Annotated in this window: 11 protein-coding genes and 1 pseudogene; 8 read left to right on the top strand and 4 right to left on the bottom strand. The window is 54.3% G+C overall.

Annotation, left to right across the window (positions count from 1 at the left end; translation table 11 throughout):
* Positions 1-11 precede the first annotated feature (11 nt).
* The 3 genes from SCARR_RS27870 to SCARR_RS27860 are packed head-to-tail and all read left to right on the top strand — an operon-like array spanning position 12 to position 4,408.
* Positions 12-1,418 (top strand): sulfatase, encoded by a 1,407-nt coding sequence (locus SCARR_RS27870; protein WP_168433684.1) that lies wholly within the window; start codon positions 12-14, stop codon positions 1,416-1,418.
* A gap of 4 nt (positions 1,419-1,422) precedes the next feature.
* Positions 1,423-3,036 carry a sulfatase gene (locus SCARR_RS27865; protein ID WP_136066038.1) on the top strand — a complete coding sequence of 538 codons (1,614 nt, stop codon included), beginning with the start codon at positions 1,423-1,425 and terminating at the stop codon, positions 3,034-3,036.
* A 10-nt stretch (positions 3,037-3,046) separates the two neighbouring features.
* Positions 3,047-4,408, top strand: a complete 1,362-nt coding sequence (locus SCARR_RS27860) for a Gfo/Idh/MocA family oxidoreductase (RefSeq protein WP_136066036.1) — start codon at positions 3,047-3,049, stop codon at positions 4,406-4,408.
* Between the two features lie 25 nt (positions 4,409-4,433).
* Here SCARR_RS27860 and SCARR_RS27855 read toward each other — a convergent pair whose 3' ends face one another.
* The 4 genes from SCARR_RS27855 to SCARR_RS27840 are packed head-to-tail and all read right to left on the bottom strand — an operon-like array spanning position 4,434 to position 10,367.
* Positions 4,434-7,031: a glycosyl hydrolase family 28-related protein gene (locus SCARR_RS27855; protein ID WP_136066034.1), complete on the bottom strand. Its 2,598-nt coding sequence runs from the start codon at positions 7,029-7,031 to the stop codon at positions 4,434-4,436.
* A 1-nt stretch (position 7,032) separates the two neighbouring features.
* Positions 7,033-7,662: a 3-keto-disaccharide hydrolase gene (locus SCARR_RS27850; protein WP_136066033.1), complete on the bottom strand. Its 630-nt coding sequence runs from the start codon at positions 7,660-7,662 to the stop codon at positions 7,033-7,035.
* Entirely contained in the window at positions 7,659-9,059 is a 1,401-nt protein-coding gene (locus SCARR_RS27845; protein WP_136066031.1) for a sulfatase, read from the bottom strand. The genes SCARR_RS27850 and SCARR_RS27845 overlap by 4 nt, the downstream gene beginning before the upstream one ends.
* Positions 9,060-10,367 carry a Gfo/Idh/MocA family protein gene (locus SCARR_RS27840; protein WP_136066029.1) on the bottom strand — a complete coding sequence of 436 codons (1,308 nt, stop codon included), beginning with the start codon at positions 10,365-10,367 and terminating at the stop codon, positions 9,060-9,062.
* A 148-nt stretch (positions 10,368-10,515) separates the two neighbouring features.
* Here SCARR_RS27840 and SCARR_RS27835 point away from each other — a divergent pair, with 148 nt between their 5' ends.
* The 5 genes and pseudogenes from SCARR_RS27835 to SCARR_RS27815 all read left to right on the top strand — a co-directional run bounded on the left by SCARR_RS27835 (position 10,516) and on the right by SCARR_RS27815 (position 17,107).
* Positions 10,516-11,472, top strand: coding sequence for an aldo/keto reductase (locus tag SCARR_RS27835; protein ID WP_222846500.1), 957 nt, complete (start codon positions 10,516-10,518; stop codon positions 11,470-11,472).
* A 20-nt stretch (positions 11,473-11,492) separates the two neighbouring features.
* Entirely contained in the window at positions 11,493-13,541 is a 2,049-nt protein-coding gene (locus SCARR_RS27830) for a ligand-binding sensor domain-containing protein (RefSeq protein ID WP_136066027.1), read from the top strand.
* A 68-nt stretch (positions 13,542-13,609) separates the two neighbouring features.
* Positions 13,610-14,962 (top strand): annotated as a pseudogene (locus tag SCARR_RS27825) (transposase); the annotation flags it as partial.
* 152 nt (positions 14,963-15,114) lie between these two features.
* Positions 15,115-16,272, top strand: a complete 1,158-nt coding sequence (locus tag SCARR_RS27820) for a sensor histidine kinase (RefSeq protein ID WP_168433683.1) — start codon at positions 15,115-15,117, stop codon at positions 16,270-16,272.
* On the top strand, positions 16,265-17,107 hold the full coding sequence (locus tag SCARR_RS27815; RefSeq protein WP_168433682.1) for a response regulator transcription factor: 843 nt from the start codon (positions 16,265-16,267) through the stop codon (positions 17,105-17,107). Before SCARR_RS27820 ends, SCARR_RS27815 begins: the two co-directional genes overlap by 8 nt.
* Positions 17,108-17,189: the final 82 nt, after the last annotated feature.

Raw genomic sequence — 17,189 nt, 5'->3', positions numbered from 1 at the left:
AAGGAATGAGCATGAAGTATTGGATTATTGTTTTTTGGTTGCTAAGTGGCATGGGTGTTTATGCTGGAAATTCAAAGCCGCTGGAGAAACCCAACGTACTGTTCATCGTTGCGGATGATCTGAATGTGGATATCGCCTGCTACGGGCATCCGATTGTTAAAACGCCGAACATCGATAAGCTGCGGGCGCGGGGCATGGTTTTTGATCGCGCCTATTCCCAGTATCCGCTCTGCAATCCGAGCCGTAATTCTTTCCTGACCGGGCTGTATCCCGGTACCAGCGGTTGCCTCGACAACGGCATGAACATTCGCGAGGCCGTGCCGGATGTGGTAACGCTGCCGCAAGTGTTCAGAAACAACGGATACAAGACCATCACCACGGGTAAAATATTTCATCAGAAAGATCCCGCTTCGTGGACGCATATTTCCAATGTTCGGACCGGCGGCTTGTTGCCGACCGACAAAGAACCCGAATACTATCTCCACGGCTGGAGCGATGAGGGAAAAACCAAAGGCGAGGGGCGGTTCCTTGCGGACGAAACCGTGAAATGGTTTGAGTGGCGCTCGGTCACTGAGGGTGAGGATTTGCTGAAAGACGGCCGGGTGATGCGGGCCTCAAAGAACCGGGCTGATGAAATCCTAGAGGATGGCGCACCGTTTTTCCTCTGCGCCGGTTTCGCGCGCCCGCACGATCCTTACTTCGCGCCGAAGCGATTCTTTGATCTATATCCGCTGGAGTCGCTCACGCTTCCGGTAACGCCCTCCGACGCGAGCGCGATCCCGGATCACGCGTTCTATTCCGTTTTTAAGAAAGCGTTTGAAACGATGGACGAACCCAAAAAGCGCGAAGCCATGCGGGCATACTATGCCGGGATCTCCTACATGGATGAACAGCTCGGGTTGCTCATGGATTACATGGAGGAAAAGGGGCTGCTCGAAAACACCGTCATTGTTTTTATGGGCGACCATGGCTATCAGGTCGGTGAAAAGAACTATTGGAACAAAGGCCTGCTGTTTGAGCGTTCCTGCCGCGCGCCGCTCATTATTGCTGCGCCCGGCATGAAGACCGCTGGTGAAACGTGCGAACGAATCGTGGAGTTTGTGGATATTTATCCGACGCTGACCGGACTCTGTGGCCTCGATGATCTCGAAGGACTCGACGGCACCAGCCTGGTTCCAATACTTGGAAATCCGAACGCCGAGCGTAAAGAAATTGCCTATTCCTACTGCAATGCCGACCGTTCCGTGCGCGATCCGCGCTTTCGTTACATAGTCTGGAAGAGCGGCGGCCACGCGCTTTACGATCATCAGAAAGATCCCGGCGAGCATTATAACCTCGCCGATAATCCCGAATGCGCGCCCGTCGTGAAGCGCATGAAATCCCTGATTGATTCCATGCCTGAGCCTAAAGGGAAATGATGTCATGAAGATTAAGTTAACCTGCCTTGGATTATTATTATCCACAGCCCTTGGCGTAGGAGCGCAGCAACCCAATGTGCTATTTTTCTCGCTGGACGATATGAACGACTGGGTCGGGGCGATGGGATATTCGCAGGCGGTGACACCGAATATGGATCGGCTGGCGAAGAACGGGGTCAATTTCCTGAATGCGCATACCGCCGGCGTATTCTGCGCGCCATCGAGGGCTGCCATCTTTACAGGCCGTCATGCCAGCACCACCGGCTGCTACGCTACGCAGGTCTATTTCCACAACAACCCGGAAATTAATCCGCTCCATAAAGTGCTCAAGGATGGCGGCTATGCCACCTACGGCGCGGGCAAGCTGTTTCATCATACGGCGGGATTCATCGACCAGCGTGGCTGGACCGAATATTACTTCCGCACGGAACAACAGCGGAAAGAGGGTTGGGCCATCAATACGTGGTTGCTCGACGATCCAATTCTGCCTGATCCGTATCCAAACAGTATTTTCAATCATGACCGCGAACCCGCCAACAAGTTTTTCCTCGAGTGGGGAAAAATCAAGAACGAGGACGAGGAAAAGATGGCCGACACCATGCGCACCGAATGGGCGTGTGAGCTGCTCCGACAAAAACACGACAAACCGATCTTTGTGGGGGTGGGGCTTTATGCGACGCATTTTCCAAACTATGCGCCTGAAAAATATTTCGATCTCTACGATGCGGATAAGATTGAGCTGCCTCCCTACAAGGCGGACGACCTCGAAGACCTGCCGCCTGCAGTCAAGAAGGCCAAGACCAGTCGCAGCGCGATCCATAAACGGCTGGAGTCGCTGGATGCGGTGGATGATGCCATACATGGATATTTAGCCTGCATCTCCTATCAGGACGCCATGCTCGGTCGCCTGCTCGAGGCGATTGAGTCGGGGCCGAACGCGGATAATACGATCGTCGTGTTGTGGAGTGATCAGGGATATCACCATGGCGAAAAGTTTGACTGGGGCAAGCATACGCTCTGGGGGCGGACGTCGCATGTGCCGTTCATCTGGGCCGGACCCGGTATCAGCAAAGATGCGATGGTGGACGCGACGGTATCGCTGATGGATATGTTCCCGACGCTGACCGAACTGTGCGGCGTCAAAGATGGTCAGGATCGCGACGGCACCTCACTGGTGCCGGTGCTTAAAGATCCTTCGACCGCCAAAGACCGCGATGTGCTGCTGCCGGGTATGAAGCCGGAGGAATATGCCATCATTAATCAGAGCTGGCGCTATATCCGTTACGCCGACGGCACCGAGGAACTGTACAATGTTAAACAGGATCCCAATGAATGGGAAAACCTGGCGAACAACCCTGAGCTTGAAGAGGTGAAAAAGAAGCTGGCCGCTTCTGCGCCGGAAACCTTTGCGGAGCCCGGTGTATTGAAGCATGAACTGACGCTGGTGATCGAGGGCGACTCCTATAAGTGGGTTAGTAATAAGAAGCCCGCGCCGAAAAAACTGCTGAAGAATGTGAAGGGTGCACTGAAGATGCCTCGGCAAAATTCCGACGAAGCCGGAAAACTTTTGCGGGATGAAATTCCTTTTTCTGAAACGGTTCCATTAAAACCTAAATAAGGTGGGTTCAATGAGCATACGCATATCAAGAAGACAAATTACAAAAGCCGGACTCATGGGGTCGGCACTTACTCTGCTGCCGGGCTGCGCCCGGACACACTTTGTGGGGGCGAATGAAAAAATCAACATGGCCTTCATCGGTATCGGCGGGCGGGGCGACAGCCTGATCCAATCGTTCAATCAACCGGAGCTCGTAAACATGGTCGCGATCTGCGATGTGGATATGGGGAGCAAGTGGACCGCTAAGAGCGAAGCGCTTTTTCCCAATGCCCGGACGTTTAAAGATTTCAGAGTCATGTTCGATAAGATGGAAAAACAGATCGACGCCGTGGTGGTGTGTGTTCCGGACCATTCCCATTTCCCGATCACGATGGCGGCCATGGCACTGGGCAAACATGTCTACGTTGAAAAACCATTGGCTCGCACCTTTAATGAAATCACGCTGATGATGGATGCCGCAGAGCGTCATGGAGTGGCTACGCAGATGGGGAACTATGGGCACTCGGGCGCCAACTATTTCCAGTTCAAGGCTTGGAAGGAAGCGGGTATTATCAAGGATGTAAAGCACGTTGACGCCTATATGAATAAATCGCGGCGTTGGCATCCCTATGGTGATGTAAAAGGATTCCGCACCGGTGAAAAGGTGCCGGAAACGATGGACTGGGATGTGTGGCTGGGCACGGCGCAGTATCATGAGTTCAGCAAAGACCTTCATTATGGAAACTGGCGCGGTTGGTATGATTTCGGAACCGGGTGTTTTGGCGATTGGGGGGCGCACATGCTCGATACGATTCAGCGCTTTCTGGAGCTGGGGCTTCCGGAGCAGCTGACCGCAAAGAAACTCGAAGGAAAGAATCCGTTTATTTATCCCATGGCTTCTACGATCAATTTTAAATTCCCTTCCCGAGGGGATATGCCTTCCATGGATATCGATTGGTACGACGGAGTCGATAACATGCCGCCGCTTCCGGAAGAGTGGGGCGGCAAGGAGCTGACCACGCCGGGCAAGTTTATCTACGGCAAAGACTATGTCTTCCATGGCACCGCTCACGAGAATCCGCTGCAGATTATCCCCTACGAAAAAATGAGGGAGTTGCTGAAGGAAGGAAAGCTGCCGCGCGACTTCGGTAAAAATTCGGATCATTTCCTGAACTTCATTTTGGCCTGTAAAGGCGAAGAGGAAACACGGACGCCTTTTTCGATTTCCGGCCCGCTTTCACAGTTGTTGTCGCTCGGATGTATCTCGCAGCGGTTAGGCGGCACGCTGGAGTTTGATCGGAAAACGAATCGGTTTACGAACAGTTCGGTCGCAAACGAACTGCTCGTGGGTGCGCCGCCGCGCAAGGGCTGGGAGCAATACTATTCGCTCTAATCGCGTGCGCGTTTAAAGCGATTCATTATCGCTCAATGATATGGGTTGGTTTTTGCCGTCCTTTCAATGATTGGAAGGCGCCTTTTGTAATGAAGCCGGTCAGTTGGGCTTCGGCCGTGTCGGCGGTCTGCAGGTGGGTGCCGGCCTGATTAAAGCTGAGGTTGAATGCGTGCAGGGTGCCGCTGAAAAGCTGAAGGCCCTTGCCGTGCCGGTTGGCATGCAGGTTTTGCAACGTGAGGGTGCCGTTGCCGACATCCGCCAGAATGTCGGGGTTGCCCCAGACCATGGAATTGATCAGCGTGGCCTCGGAGTCGAAACCTTCGGAAAGCTTGATGGCGGTTTTATCCTGTGAGGACATGGCAACGAGTTCATTGTTAATCATAAAAATTTCACCATGACCGTATTCAAAGTAGCAGCCGACTTTTGAGCCGTCGGTGCCGTGACCGTGGCTGATGCAATTGATCGCGCCGTGCCCGTTCTGTTCCATAAAATGGATGCCATAGAGGGAACCGAAGACAAAATTCTGGTAGAGGAATTCATTTACGCAATGTCCGACCACGAGGGCATCGAGATTTTCTTTTTGGTATTCCCACAGCAACTTTCCGGTACCACTGGAAACACCGCCCTGGGTCTTGTTGGCATACAGTGAGTTTCTGCGCGGCGCACGCGACCAATAGTGCGGATTAAACTGCATGTTCTGAACAACCCCGTTTTCACTGCCGCCCCCGACTGCAATCCCTACCATCAGAGGCGCACCGGAGGGATAGTCGATGAAATGGTTGTCGCAGCGGTGCGTCATGAAATCCATGAACTTGAACGGATTGGCTGCATTGACGTTAATGATGCAGATATCGCTGCCCCGGCCCTGAATGAGGAAGGGGTATTTTTTAACCTCCTCGATGCGCTGCTCCGGATAGTTGAAGGAAAGTCCTCGCATGCAGCTGCCGGCTTCCATGGTAATGGTCGGATTTTCATCATTCGGGAAAATGTGAAGCACGCTGCCCGCACCCATGGTGTGGTGGGGGACATCGTGAATGCCGCGCAACTCAATGCCGGTCGGGATATTCAGGTGCCCCTTAATCAGATAATCGCCGCTCGGAAGAAAGACAATGCCCCCGCCTTTACGCGCCTGTTCATCGATTGCTGTTTGGATGGCCGGAGTGTCATCACTTCCCGTCGGCGGGATCACGACCATATCAATTCGGGGAGGAACAAAGGTTTTAACAAAGTTTTTGGGATAGTCCGGAATGGGGTTCAGCGGGAGCGGATCGTCTGACTTCTGCAGCACGCTGTCGCTTGCATCATTCCGCACCGCGGGCAGCTTGGAGGGATAGCTGTTGCCGGCGAGCACGGTGCCGGCAACCTGTTTGCCGATCTGAATACGGCTGCTTGTATCCTTCAGGGTCGAGCCCAGTATCGTATGTGCCCCTTTTTCAAGCACAACGTTGCCGCGGGCGATGCGGCATTGATCGAGCATGAGATTGCCGTCGCCATTCGAACGGATGGCTTCCTTGCCGCCAAAAATACAGGTGGAGAAGAGGGCCGCAGAGTTAAATTTTTCATCCAGCAATACCCCGTGTTCAACGCCGTCAAAATAGCACTCGGTGAATACCATGCCGAAGGGGTTGGTCTTTTCCACTTCCATGGCGGTTTGGCAGTCGCGGATAATCAAATGATAAAACTGAGCATTAGCCGCACCGCGTACGCCCTCTGAAATCAGATAGCCGCGCGCATAGCCGTCGATCTCCACATTGGCGACATATTCCCAGTCGGAGCGCAGCATATGGATCGCCGTGCCGTTCTGTTTGATCCAATCGATTTTACGCGGCGCTTTCGGAAGCTTGCTCTGGCACCACCAACGCGGAGAAAAGTAGACCTTTTCCAAACGCCCGATATCCGTAGTGGAATCATACTGAATACCGACTTTGAGCGGGGTGCCGTAGACATTACGAACCAAATGCAGCTCGTTGCCGCCTGGGCCGATCCGGATGCCCTGCCACGGATTAACCAACGTCAGGTTTTCAAAGGTGGCGTTGTCGCCGCCTTTCTGGATCAACGTCCAAGGATAAGGTTCCGGCTTTAGCGAGGATTGGGCCGGGTACCAGATATTCAGATCCATAATGCCGCTGCAATAGTCCACGGAGATAAACGGCGTTCCGTCCGGATCACTTTTTCCGCCCAACGGCATCAGAAGCGTTCCTCGTACACCGGGATCCTCTTTGGACGGCTCTTTCCATTCGCCGCGCAGCGTTACAGAGGGCGGGATCTTAAGACTTCCCTTAAATGCATATTTCCCTTCAGGAACAAAAACCGTTCCGCCGCCGGCTTCCTTCATCGCATTCAGTGCATTCTGAAAGGCCTTGGTGCAGTCTTTCTTGCCGTCGCCCTTCGCGCCAAAGTCCTCCACATTGTATCCGGCAATAACCACATCGGCAGTAGGGTATTTGGTTTTAACAATCTGCCATTCCGGTTGATTCGGCGCAGCATTCAGAACGCCTGTAACGAGGAATGGAATTAAAAGGCAGAATAATTTTGTGGCAGAATAATTTTCCCTGCTGTGTGAATTATTCTGCCTGAAAATTATTCTGCCTAAAGAGTTTTTGTTGCCGGATTTGATAGTCATGTTATTTCAATTCGCGGACTTTGATGTCCTGATAGTAGGTGATGCTTTTTGGATCGTGGCCTTGAAGGGCAAAGGTGCCGGAGCTGAGTTTCCGATCCTTAAATTTTTCCGGTAACTGGAGATCGGCGGGTTCGGTGTATTCATTGACCACTTTTCCATCAATCAGGATGGTGATGGTTTTGCCCTTTACACGGATCAGATAATTGAACCATTCGTTGTCTTTAGACGGCGCATCATTCATGACATCTTTCACGGCATAGATACTGGCGGTCTTGCGCTGATCCTTGTGGGTGGTGTTAACCTGGGCCTCGTAACCTTGTTTCGGCCAGCCCGTTTCCTGATACACCGTGTGAAAGAAAATGCCGCCGTTAGATCCTTTTGTGGTTTTAACCTTCGCGCTGAACTCAAAGTCGGTGAATGTGCCGGGAATGGAGTCGGTGCCCATCCAGAATAGATGCGAGCGCCCGCCCTCGACTTTGAGCGTATCGCCGTCAACGATGCTGAAGCAGCCTTCCTTTTCGCTGGCCTTCCATCCATCGAGGCTGGATCCGTCAAAGAGTGTCTGCCAGTCGCCCGCGAGTGTTGCCGCCGCCGTCGCGAGCAGGATTCCGATTGTTGGGATTATCTTCATTTGGCTTTTCCTTTTTTCTTTTGGATGTTGATGCTTTCCGCCTTCAGGCGGGCGTCGAGGTTGCTCCTTAGTTTCCGGAGTTGTATGGCATATTCGGGGTTCTTGGCCAGATTGGTGAACTGCTTTGGATCTAGCCTCATGTCGTAGAGTTCTTCGGAGTCATCCGTGTAGCGTATGTAGGCGAATTGGTTTTCGCGCAACGCGGTGCCGTTATTGAACGACAGGGCCCCGTCCCGAACGGAGGCATCAGGATTTCCAAGGATTGGAACCAGACTCGTTCCCTGAACGTTTCCGGGGATTGGAAGTCCGGCAAGCTCGGCGAGGGTGGGGTAGATGTCGACCAGCTCGGCAAAGGCGTCGGTTTGAGCGGGCTTAAAGCCGGGCGCGGCAATGATCAGCGGAACCCGCGTTACCTCTTCGTGAAGGTTGCTCTTTTGCCAGAAGGTGTGTTCGCCGAGGTGGTAGCCATGGTCGCTGAGAAAGACGATCGCAGTGCTGTCGCGCAGGCCAAGCCGTTTCAGCTCGCTGATGATGCGCCCGACCTGCTCGTCCATGAAGGTTACGGTGGCATAGTAGGCCGACCACATGCGCTTTTGGTTGTCGGGATATTTTCCGATGAGGTTGGTGGCATTCTTCGTTTTGGCAAGTCCCGCTTTCGGAATGTCGGCGAGATCGTTCTTGGGCACCTCCGGCAGTTCGATCTGCTGCCACGGGTAGGGCGCGAAGTATTGTTCCGGCGCGACGTTCGGGTAATGCGGGCGCACCAGCCCCGCTGCAATGAAGAACGGCTTGTCCTTGTGTTTGCGTAGCAGTTCAATGGTTTTGTCGGCGGTCTTGAAGTCGGGCTGATCGGAGCCGTCGCCTTCGTAGCTGACGGAAACAAACATGCGGTTGGGCATCTTGGTTGACTCGCGCCCCTCCAGCTCGGTGGTGAAAATGTTTTGGTTCAGGCAGGCATAGTCACCCGGGGAGTGCGCTTCCATCCCTTGGGAGTTGAAGCGCTCTGTCCAAGAACTGGGAACGTCGGCGCCATCGGTGCCGTCGATAATGTCGCCGGGCACGCGCATGTGGTAGATCTTGCCGACGCGCGCGCTATACCATCCGTTGTTCTTAAAATGCTCACCTAGATTGACGCCTTTGTCGTCCTTGTAGCGGCTGTACATGAACGACTTCCGCGACGGCGCACACCATACCCCTTGGCAGTAGGCGCGGTTGAATACCATGCCTTCGCTGGCGAGTTTATCAATGTTCGGCGTTTGGCACACCTTGTCGCCATAACATCCCAGCACGCTCGCCTTCAGATCATCGGAAACAATGAAAAGCACATTGCTGATGCTTCCGGCCTGAACAGAAAGCAAGGTGGTCAGTAAGACTATGCTGGTTGGCAACCCCTTCATTTAAAATTTGCGATACGCCTTGGTCAAATACTGGTTGGCATCCTTGTCGTCGGTGCGCATGTTGGCCGAATCCCATTTCAGGTGCTTGCGGGTACGTACGGCCAGGTTGCCGAGCAGCACCATTTCGGTAAGCGGTCCGGAAAAGTCAAAGCTGGCGCCGGGCGTGCCTTCCCCTTTACAGGCCATCAGAAACTCCTTCATATGGCCGGGCGAATTCGGAATCGATTTTTCCGGAGCATTGGGCATGAACTCGCGCATGGAGGTTTCCGGAATCAGGCGCGGACTTTTGCAATAGGTATCGGCCATGATGACCCCCTTGTCGCCGTAGAGCAGCTGTCCGCCGATACCTTCGTTCAGATCGCGACCTTCTTCCAGCGCTTCAGGGCGTTCAGGTTTTTGACCGCCGTCATGCCAGAGCACCTTGATGCCCGGGCGGTTTCCAAGGGCTGGAAATTCATAGGTGACCTTCGACCACGCCGGTGCGACATCGTCGGTTTGCAACGAGGTCTCTGCGGCCACGCTCGTAGGTGCTCCCAGGTCCAATGCCCAGAAGGCGGCATCCATTGCGTGGCAACCGATATCGCCGAGGGCGCCGCAGCCATAGTCCCACCAGCCGCGCCACGCAAAGGGGGCATACGCCGGGTTATAGGCCCGTTGGGGTGCCGTGCCCAGCCACAGGTTCCAGTCGAGTGAGCCGGGTACGGCCGGTTTATCCGTCGGGGTGTAGATGCCTTGCGGCCAAATCGGGCGGTTGGTCCAATAGTGGATTTCACGAACGTCGCCGATGGCTCCGGCAGCGATCCATTCCTTCAACCGGCGCGTCCCGTCGTGCGAGTGCCCCTGGATGCCCATCTGGGTGACCACGTTGTTTCGTTTTGCCGCGGCCATGAGCTGACGGACTTCCCATACGGTATGGGCCATCGGCTTCTGAACAAATACGTGCTTACCCATTTCAATGGCCATCATGGCGGCGGGATAGTGGGTGTGGTCGGGGGTGCTGATGGTTACGGCATCAATCTGCTTGTCGAGCTTTTCAAGCATCCGGCGATAATCTTTAAATTTCGGGACATCGGGATGTTTTTTGAATGTGCTGGCTGCACGGGCGGAATCAACATCGCATAGACCCACGATGTTTTCTCCGGCCACGTCAGCAACATCAGATCGTCCCTTTCCTCCGCAGCCGATACAGGCCACGTTCAGTTTATCCGAGGGCTCTCCAAGAGACTGACTTGCAAGAATTCCGAACGGAGCTATAATCGCTCCTGTTTTAAGGGCGGATCTGCGAGACAAGGTTTTCTCTGTTTCCATGGCTAATCTCCTTGGGGGATTGATGAATGCAACTAAATAGCATTGAAAATTTAAAAACACTATGCTTAAACGTTTATCCGGTGTCAATCGTCTGACGTTGCAAGTTTCCGCCAATTTTTAAAAATGGATTAAATAGGAGAGGAAAAAAATGAAACGTAGACCGTTTATGAAAACCTCGCTTGCTGCGAGTGGGTATTGGTCAATGGTGGAGAAAGCAATGAGCAAGGATGTAGGCAAGCCGATTCCGAAACGTGCGTATAACAAAGAGATCGATCTTTCGATCATCGGTTTTGGCGCCATCGTGCTGATGGGCCAGGAACAGTCAGATGCAAACAACGAGGTCGCAAGAGCCATCGGGCGCGGCATAAACTATTTCGATGTGGCGCCCTCGTACGGCAAGGGCGAGGCGGAACGCAAGCTGGGACCGGCGTTGAAACCCTATCGCGAAGAGGTATTTCTCGCATGTAAAACGGGCGAGCGGGATGCTGAAGGTGCACGGCGGGAATTTGAAAATTCGCTGAAAACGCTACAGACCGACTATTTTGACCTCTATCAGTTGCACAACATGCACAAGCCCGAAGATATCGAGCAGGCGTTCGCTCCGGGTGGCGTGATGGAGCTGCTCGTCAGAGCGCGCGAAGAGGGCAAGGTACGCCATCTCGGTTTTTCTGCACACGACGAGGATGTTGCACTTGAGTTGCTTGATCGCTTTGAATGGGACTCCGTGCTGTTCCCGGTAAACCATGTCTGTTTTGCCACCAGTGGATTCGGCAAACAGCTGCTGGAAAAAGCGAAGAAAAAAGACGTGGCACGACTTGCACTTAAAGCGCTTGCTCACACGCCCTGGGACAACAAAGAGCAAAAGAAAGAGAGCGGTTATACCAAATGTTGGTACCGACCGATTGATGATTTAGAACTCGTCCGGAATGCCCTCTACTTTACCTTGTCGCAGGATTTAACCGCTGCCATTCCACCGGGCGATGAGCGCATCTACCGCATGGCGGAAAACCTGGTAGCCGGGTTCCATCCGCTGACGGATGATGAACAGGTGGCGTTGCTGGCTTCGGTCAGGAACTTGACGCCACTTTTCCCCGTATCGGACTGAGCGGGTTGGAAATTATCTCCATGCGAAACGGATTTCTGAAACTATTGGCGTTGACTCTGGCGTTGCTGCCTTTGTGGTGTGCGGCGGTTGTGCCGTATACGCCGGAGATTGCGGATCCGATGCTGGAGCCGTGGCGCTGGCAGCATGTGGAGTATCTCGATGGTGCAGGGGTACTCTGCATGGATGAAGTTCCGGATGGTACACTCTGGTTCGGGGCCGTCGGTGGTCTGGTTCGGGACGATGGGCAGGAGGTGACACGGATCCCCTTCGACGAAGGACTGCTTCGCCGGATTTCAAGCCAGCGCCCCGTTCCCTGGGCAAGCGCGGTGCTGGTCCTGGGGAAGGAGGATCTGCTGGTTGTGGCAGGCAAGAGCCTGGTGCGATGGCACCAAGGGGAGTGGGCGGTTCTGGTCAAAGCACTGGAACCTGTGAATTTTGATGTCCGTCTTTTTCAGGGTAAGGATGAAACCATCTGGCTGCAGATGCAGCACGCGCTGTGGAGAATTAACGACGACCTGAGCGGGGGCAAGGTGGTTGCGCGAGTTCCTGAAGGCTGCCGGCTTTCAGCATGTGCTGGTGCGACGGGGGATGTTTGGCTCGTTCAGTCATACAAAGACCGGGATGACGAACTGATCCATATTCCGGTGGTAGACGGCGAGGCGCTGCCGGCGGCGGAGTGGGAATATTTTCCGGCAAAGGGCTCTTCCGGATTGCGCAATGTCAGCCTGCTGGCCGGACGGAATGGGCGGATCTGGTTTGCCGATGCCTCGGGGGATCATGGTGTTCTTTATTTTGATGTAAAAGAGGAGGCGTGGCGCGCCGCCGCATCCGCACCGCACAGCAATTCACACTATTCCCTGCTCGAAAGCCGTGATGGCACCCTCTGGGCCGGTGGAGCAGGCGAAATATATTCCCTAGGAGCACGCGGTCCTTCAATCTATCTGCCCTACCAGCTTGGGCTGCCGGTTGTTCCTTTGTACCTGTTCGAGTCGTCCGGCGGAAGAATCTGGGTGCTTACCCAGTTCGGTCGGATTTACAACGTGGATACGGGTAGTCACCAATGGCAGACCTATCCCCAATTACATTTCCAATGCGAATCTGCGGATGGAAGTATCCAATGGTTTTTGACGAAGGATAGCCACGCGGTCAGTCATGACCTGGATTCCGGGCGCTGGCTTCAACATGAGGTTTCCGATGGCATGATCAGCCTGCCCCGAGCGCTTGTGTGCTCCAGCCATGGTTTGGTCTGGGCGGCGGGCAGCCACGGCGAGGCGGCGGGAATCGCGGTTTTCGACGGGAAACAGTGGAAGCATTTCCTGCACCCGGAGTTTGCCGAAGCCATCGCTCCCCGAGCGGTCTTTGAAGCGATGGACGGTACGATGTGGTTCGGGACAGTAAGATACCTGAAACCGATAACGAAGGGGGGTGCTTTGCAGTACGGCGTTTCCGCCGACGGGGATGTCGGGTTGCTGAAGCAGCATGTTCCACCGGTTTTTCCCAAGCAAGTGATATCTGTTTTTGCCCAGCAGGATACGGATTCGCTCTGGCTGGGTGGTGTCCAGACCGATTGCTATCATCTGACCGATCATCGCATGGAGCTCATTACGGCACTGCCTTGGCGTATCACGGACGACATGGCGGTGGATGCCGCCGGGGTGCTTTGGGTTGCCAAAGGAGGCTTCGGCGTATACCGGAAGGAGGGCGACAGTTGGATCCGGTATTCCACGGAAGATGGGGTGGCCAGCAGTCTGGTTTCGGATCTGCTTCCGTTGCGGGACGGCACTTTGCTTGCCGCATCCGGCAGCGGTATCAGCCGGTTTGACGGGAGAAGCTGGACGATGCATGCGTTTCCCCCGACTATTTCGATGACCCGAAACAGCGGCACCATGCATCAAGCACAAGATAACGCGGTGTGGCTGAACTTTGGCGAACGCGACTGGCAGCTTCGGACGCGGGCGCCTACGGCATCGCTCGGAGAGCATACAAAGTTCTGCAGCGTCAGGTACGTTGCGGATGCAGCTCCGCCGGATACCCGCATAACCTATTGCCTAGCAGTCTGTCGGACTTAGCTTGCGAATAATATTTCAATATTCATGAGACTGTGCCAGTCTATGCCTGTCTTAACCAAAAGGAAGTGATGGCCACACGACTCAAGAACCTCGACCGCGACACCCCGATGCTGCTTCCGCCAGACCTGCGCGACTGGATTCCTCAGAAGCACATTGTGCATTTCCTGATCGATGCGGTGGACCGGCTTCCCGCTGGAGACTTCCGCTTCAACCTTCGGGGAACTGGCGACGAGCAGTATCCGCCGCGCATGATGCTGACTCTGCTGATCTATTGCTACGCCACGGGCCGCTTCTCCTCGCGCGGGATCGAGGATGCGACCTGGTCGGACGTCATCGTTCGCTACATCTGCGGCGGCAGCCTGCATCCCGATCACGACACGATCTGTGCCTTTCGCCGCACGAACCGCGAGCTGTTCGAAAAGGCTTTTGTACGGGTGCTGCTCATGGCGCAGGAAACCGCCGGTCTCAAAAAGGTCGGCACCGTGAGCGTCGATGGCACCAAGATCAAAGCCAGTGCCAGCAAGCATTCCGCTGTCAGCTACAAGCATGCCGGCGAGCAGGTCGAACTGCTGCGCAAGGAAGTCGAACAACTCGCCGCCAAAGCCGAGCAGGTCGATAACGTCCCGCTTGATGACGGGCTGAGCATCCCGGACGAAATCGTCCGGCGCGAAGACCGCATCAAGAGCCTGGAGCACGCCCGGGCAGTGATCAAGGCGCGCTACGAAGAGGAGCGCAAACAAAAACAGGCCGAGTACGAAGAGAAGAAAACGGCCTTCGAGGAAAAGCGTAAAAACAAGAAACCGCGGGGAAAAGAACCTAAACCTCCATCCGCAGAGCCGCCGGATAAGAAGCAATACAATTTTACCGACCCCGAAAGCCGCATCATGAAGGCCGGCAACGGCAGCCACTTCGAACAGGCCTACAACGCGCAGGCCGCTGTAGACACCGAAACCTATCTCATCGTTGGTCAGCTCGTCACCGATGCGCCCAATGACAAAGAGCAGCTCAATCCTGTTCTCGCAAGCATTCCTGAGGAAGCGGCCACTCCGGAAAGCGTATTGACCGATACCGGCTACTACAGTGAGAAGGCCGTCAAAGACGCCGAAACCGGTGGCGGGCCGACGGTGTACAGCGCCATGGCCAAAGGCTCGCACCACGTCAGCGTTGCCGACCTCGAGAAGCAACCGCTGCCGACCCCGCCGCCACCTGGCGCACCCATCAAGGAACAGATGGCCTACCGTCTCAAGACCCCCGAAGGGAAGGCGCTCTACAAGCAGCGCAAGCAAACCGTCGAACCCGTTTTCGGGGTTATCAAGGAAGTGCTCGGCTTCCGCCGCTTCTCGATGAGGGGGAAGGAGAAAGCCGAAACCGAATGGAGCCTCGTCTGCCTCAGTTACAATCTAAAGAAAATATTCAAGCTCATGGCGGCGCGTGCCCCGAAACACCCGGCGGCAACCGCAAAACAGCACGCCAATGCACTGTCGGCACATTTTCGGGCGTATTTTCAGACATTTTCTTGCTTCGCCCGGCCTTTGCCTCTTTTACTTGATAAGTTCATGCCGGGATGTCGCCAGTGCGGGGTTCTAACTCCGACAGACTGCTAGAGCGGGTGGCCCAGCCGGGAAACAGCCAGATGGCCTGGGCGGGCCGGGATTCGTGGGACAATACCCCGGAAGAGCTTCTTGAATATTCATGGCGTCTGGACCACGGGGATTGGTCTCGGTATTCCCTCGAAACAGATAGAATGTTCCCGGATCTTCCGCATGGGCGGCATGTACTCGAGGTCCGCGCAAGGGACAGGGACTATAATGTCGATCCAACCCCGGCGGTTGCAGGATTCAGCGTGGTTCCTTCGGTTTGGCTTCAGGCATGGTTTGTAACTATGGTGATTTCTTTTTTAATTCTGGTCGCGATGCTGATCTGGATCATCATCCGCATCCGGGAACGACATCTTATTGAGCAGCAGGTTGAGCGCGAAAAGCATTTAGTGGAGATGGATCGGATCAAGACCGGTTTTTTTACAAACATTTCCCACGAACTCAACACGCCGCTCGCATTGATTAAGGGGCCGCTTGAGAGCATGTTGGAAGCCGGGCCAGACGAAGATGGCGAGCAACTGTTGTCCTTGGCGATGCGCAATGTTGATCGGGTCGCTAACCTGGTTTCGCAGCTGTTGGATTTTAGAAAACTCGAACAGGGCCAGATGCGGATCGAAGCCGAAGAGGGGAATATTTCGAGGCCGGTGAGGGAATGTGTCGACTTGTTGCAGCCGCTGGCGAAACGACACAAGGTGTCCTGCCATCTTGAGATGGTTGAACCGTGCATGGGTTGGTTCGATGCGGACAAGCTCAAAAAAATTGTGCAGAACCTGATCGTTAATGCAATCAAGTACAGTCCTTCCGATGGTGAGGTCAGGGTGCTGCTGGATGCCGTGCCCGGCCAAGGCGGGGGCAGGACGTTGTCGTTGATCGTGGAGGATACCGGCCGCGGTATCGCGCCGAAGCATCTGCACCACATATTCGACCGCTTTTATCGGGTTCCTGAAAAAACGATTGTCGACGGTTCCGGGATAGGGCTCAATCTGACGAAGGAACTGGTGGATTTGTGGGGAGGGGAAATTCGTGCCGAGAGCCCGATCCATCAGGATGTTAAGCGACCCGGCACCCGTTTCCTGGTGCATTTACCGGTTGACTTGGAAAACATTTCCAATAAAGGATCAAGTCATGGCTGACGGAACAGACGATTCAAAGGATCAAGCGAATAGCTCCCCGGATAAGGAACAAGCGAACGACTTGCCACGGGTTCTCGTGGTCGAGGATGATGTCGACTTTCGCTGGTATATTGCTTTTGGGCTGAAGAGCGACTATGACGTGCTTCAAGCGGCCGACGGTCAGGATGGGCTTGATAAAGCACGGGAATATATTCCCGATCTCATCGTGACCGATCTTATGATGCCGGTCATGGATGGAATTTCATTTTGCCGCGAAGTTAAATCAAACCCGGAAACCTCCCATATCCCGGTCATCATGCTGACCGCCAAGACCTCGGTGCAAAGCCAGGTCGAGGGATTGCAGACGGGAGCCGACGACTATGTCACCAAGCCGTTCAATATGGCGCTGCTAGTAGCAAGGATTCACAATCTACTTGAGTCGCGACGAAAGTTGCGCGAGCGCTTCATCCAGGATGTTATGGTGCCCAACCAACCACAGATGGAATTGTCTCCAGATCAGGAATTCCTAAGGAAAATATTTGAGGTGCTTGAAACGCATTGCGCTGATACTGATTTTTCGGTCGAGCTATTCGCGATGAAGCTGAATGTGGGGTTGCGAACGCTGAGTCGGAAACTGAAAGCCTTGACCGGATTAACCCCGGCAAAAATGATTTGGAATGTCCGTCTGAAAAAAGCAGCAGCGCTGCTTGCATCCTCGGAACTGAGAGTTACCGATATCGCATATGACGTGGGGTTTTCGGATGCCGCTCATTTCAGTCGGTATTTCAAGCAATTCTATGGCATGTCACCCTCTGAATACCGTGCAAAACAGACATCGCCTGATACCCAGGAATAGTTGGGGCGCAGGCACCGGACAGGTCTCTAATCGAAATTAAATCCGTATAAAAATCCACCTGATGATAAAACGTTTATTTTTG

The organism is Pontiella sulfatireligans, assembly GCF_900890705.1.
In the GTDB taxonomy this organism is placed as follows: Bacteria; Verrucomicrobiota; Kiritimatiellia; order Kiritimatiellales; family Pontiellaceae; genus Pontiella; species Pontiella sulfatireligans.
This window is presented reverse-complemented; position numbering and strand designations above follow the sequence as displayed.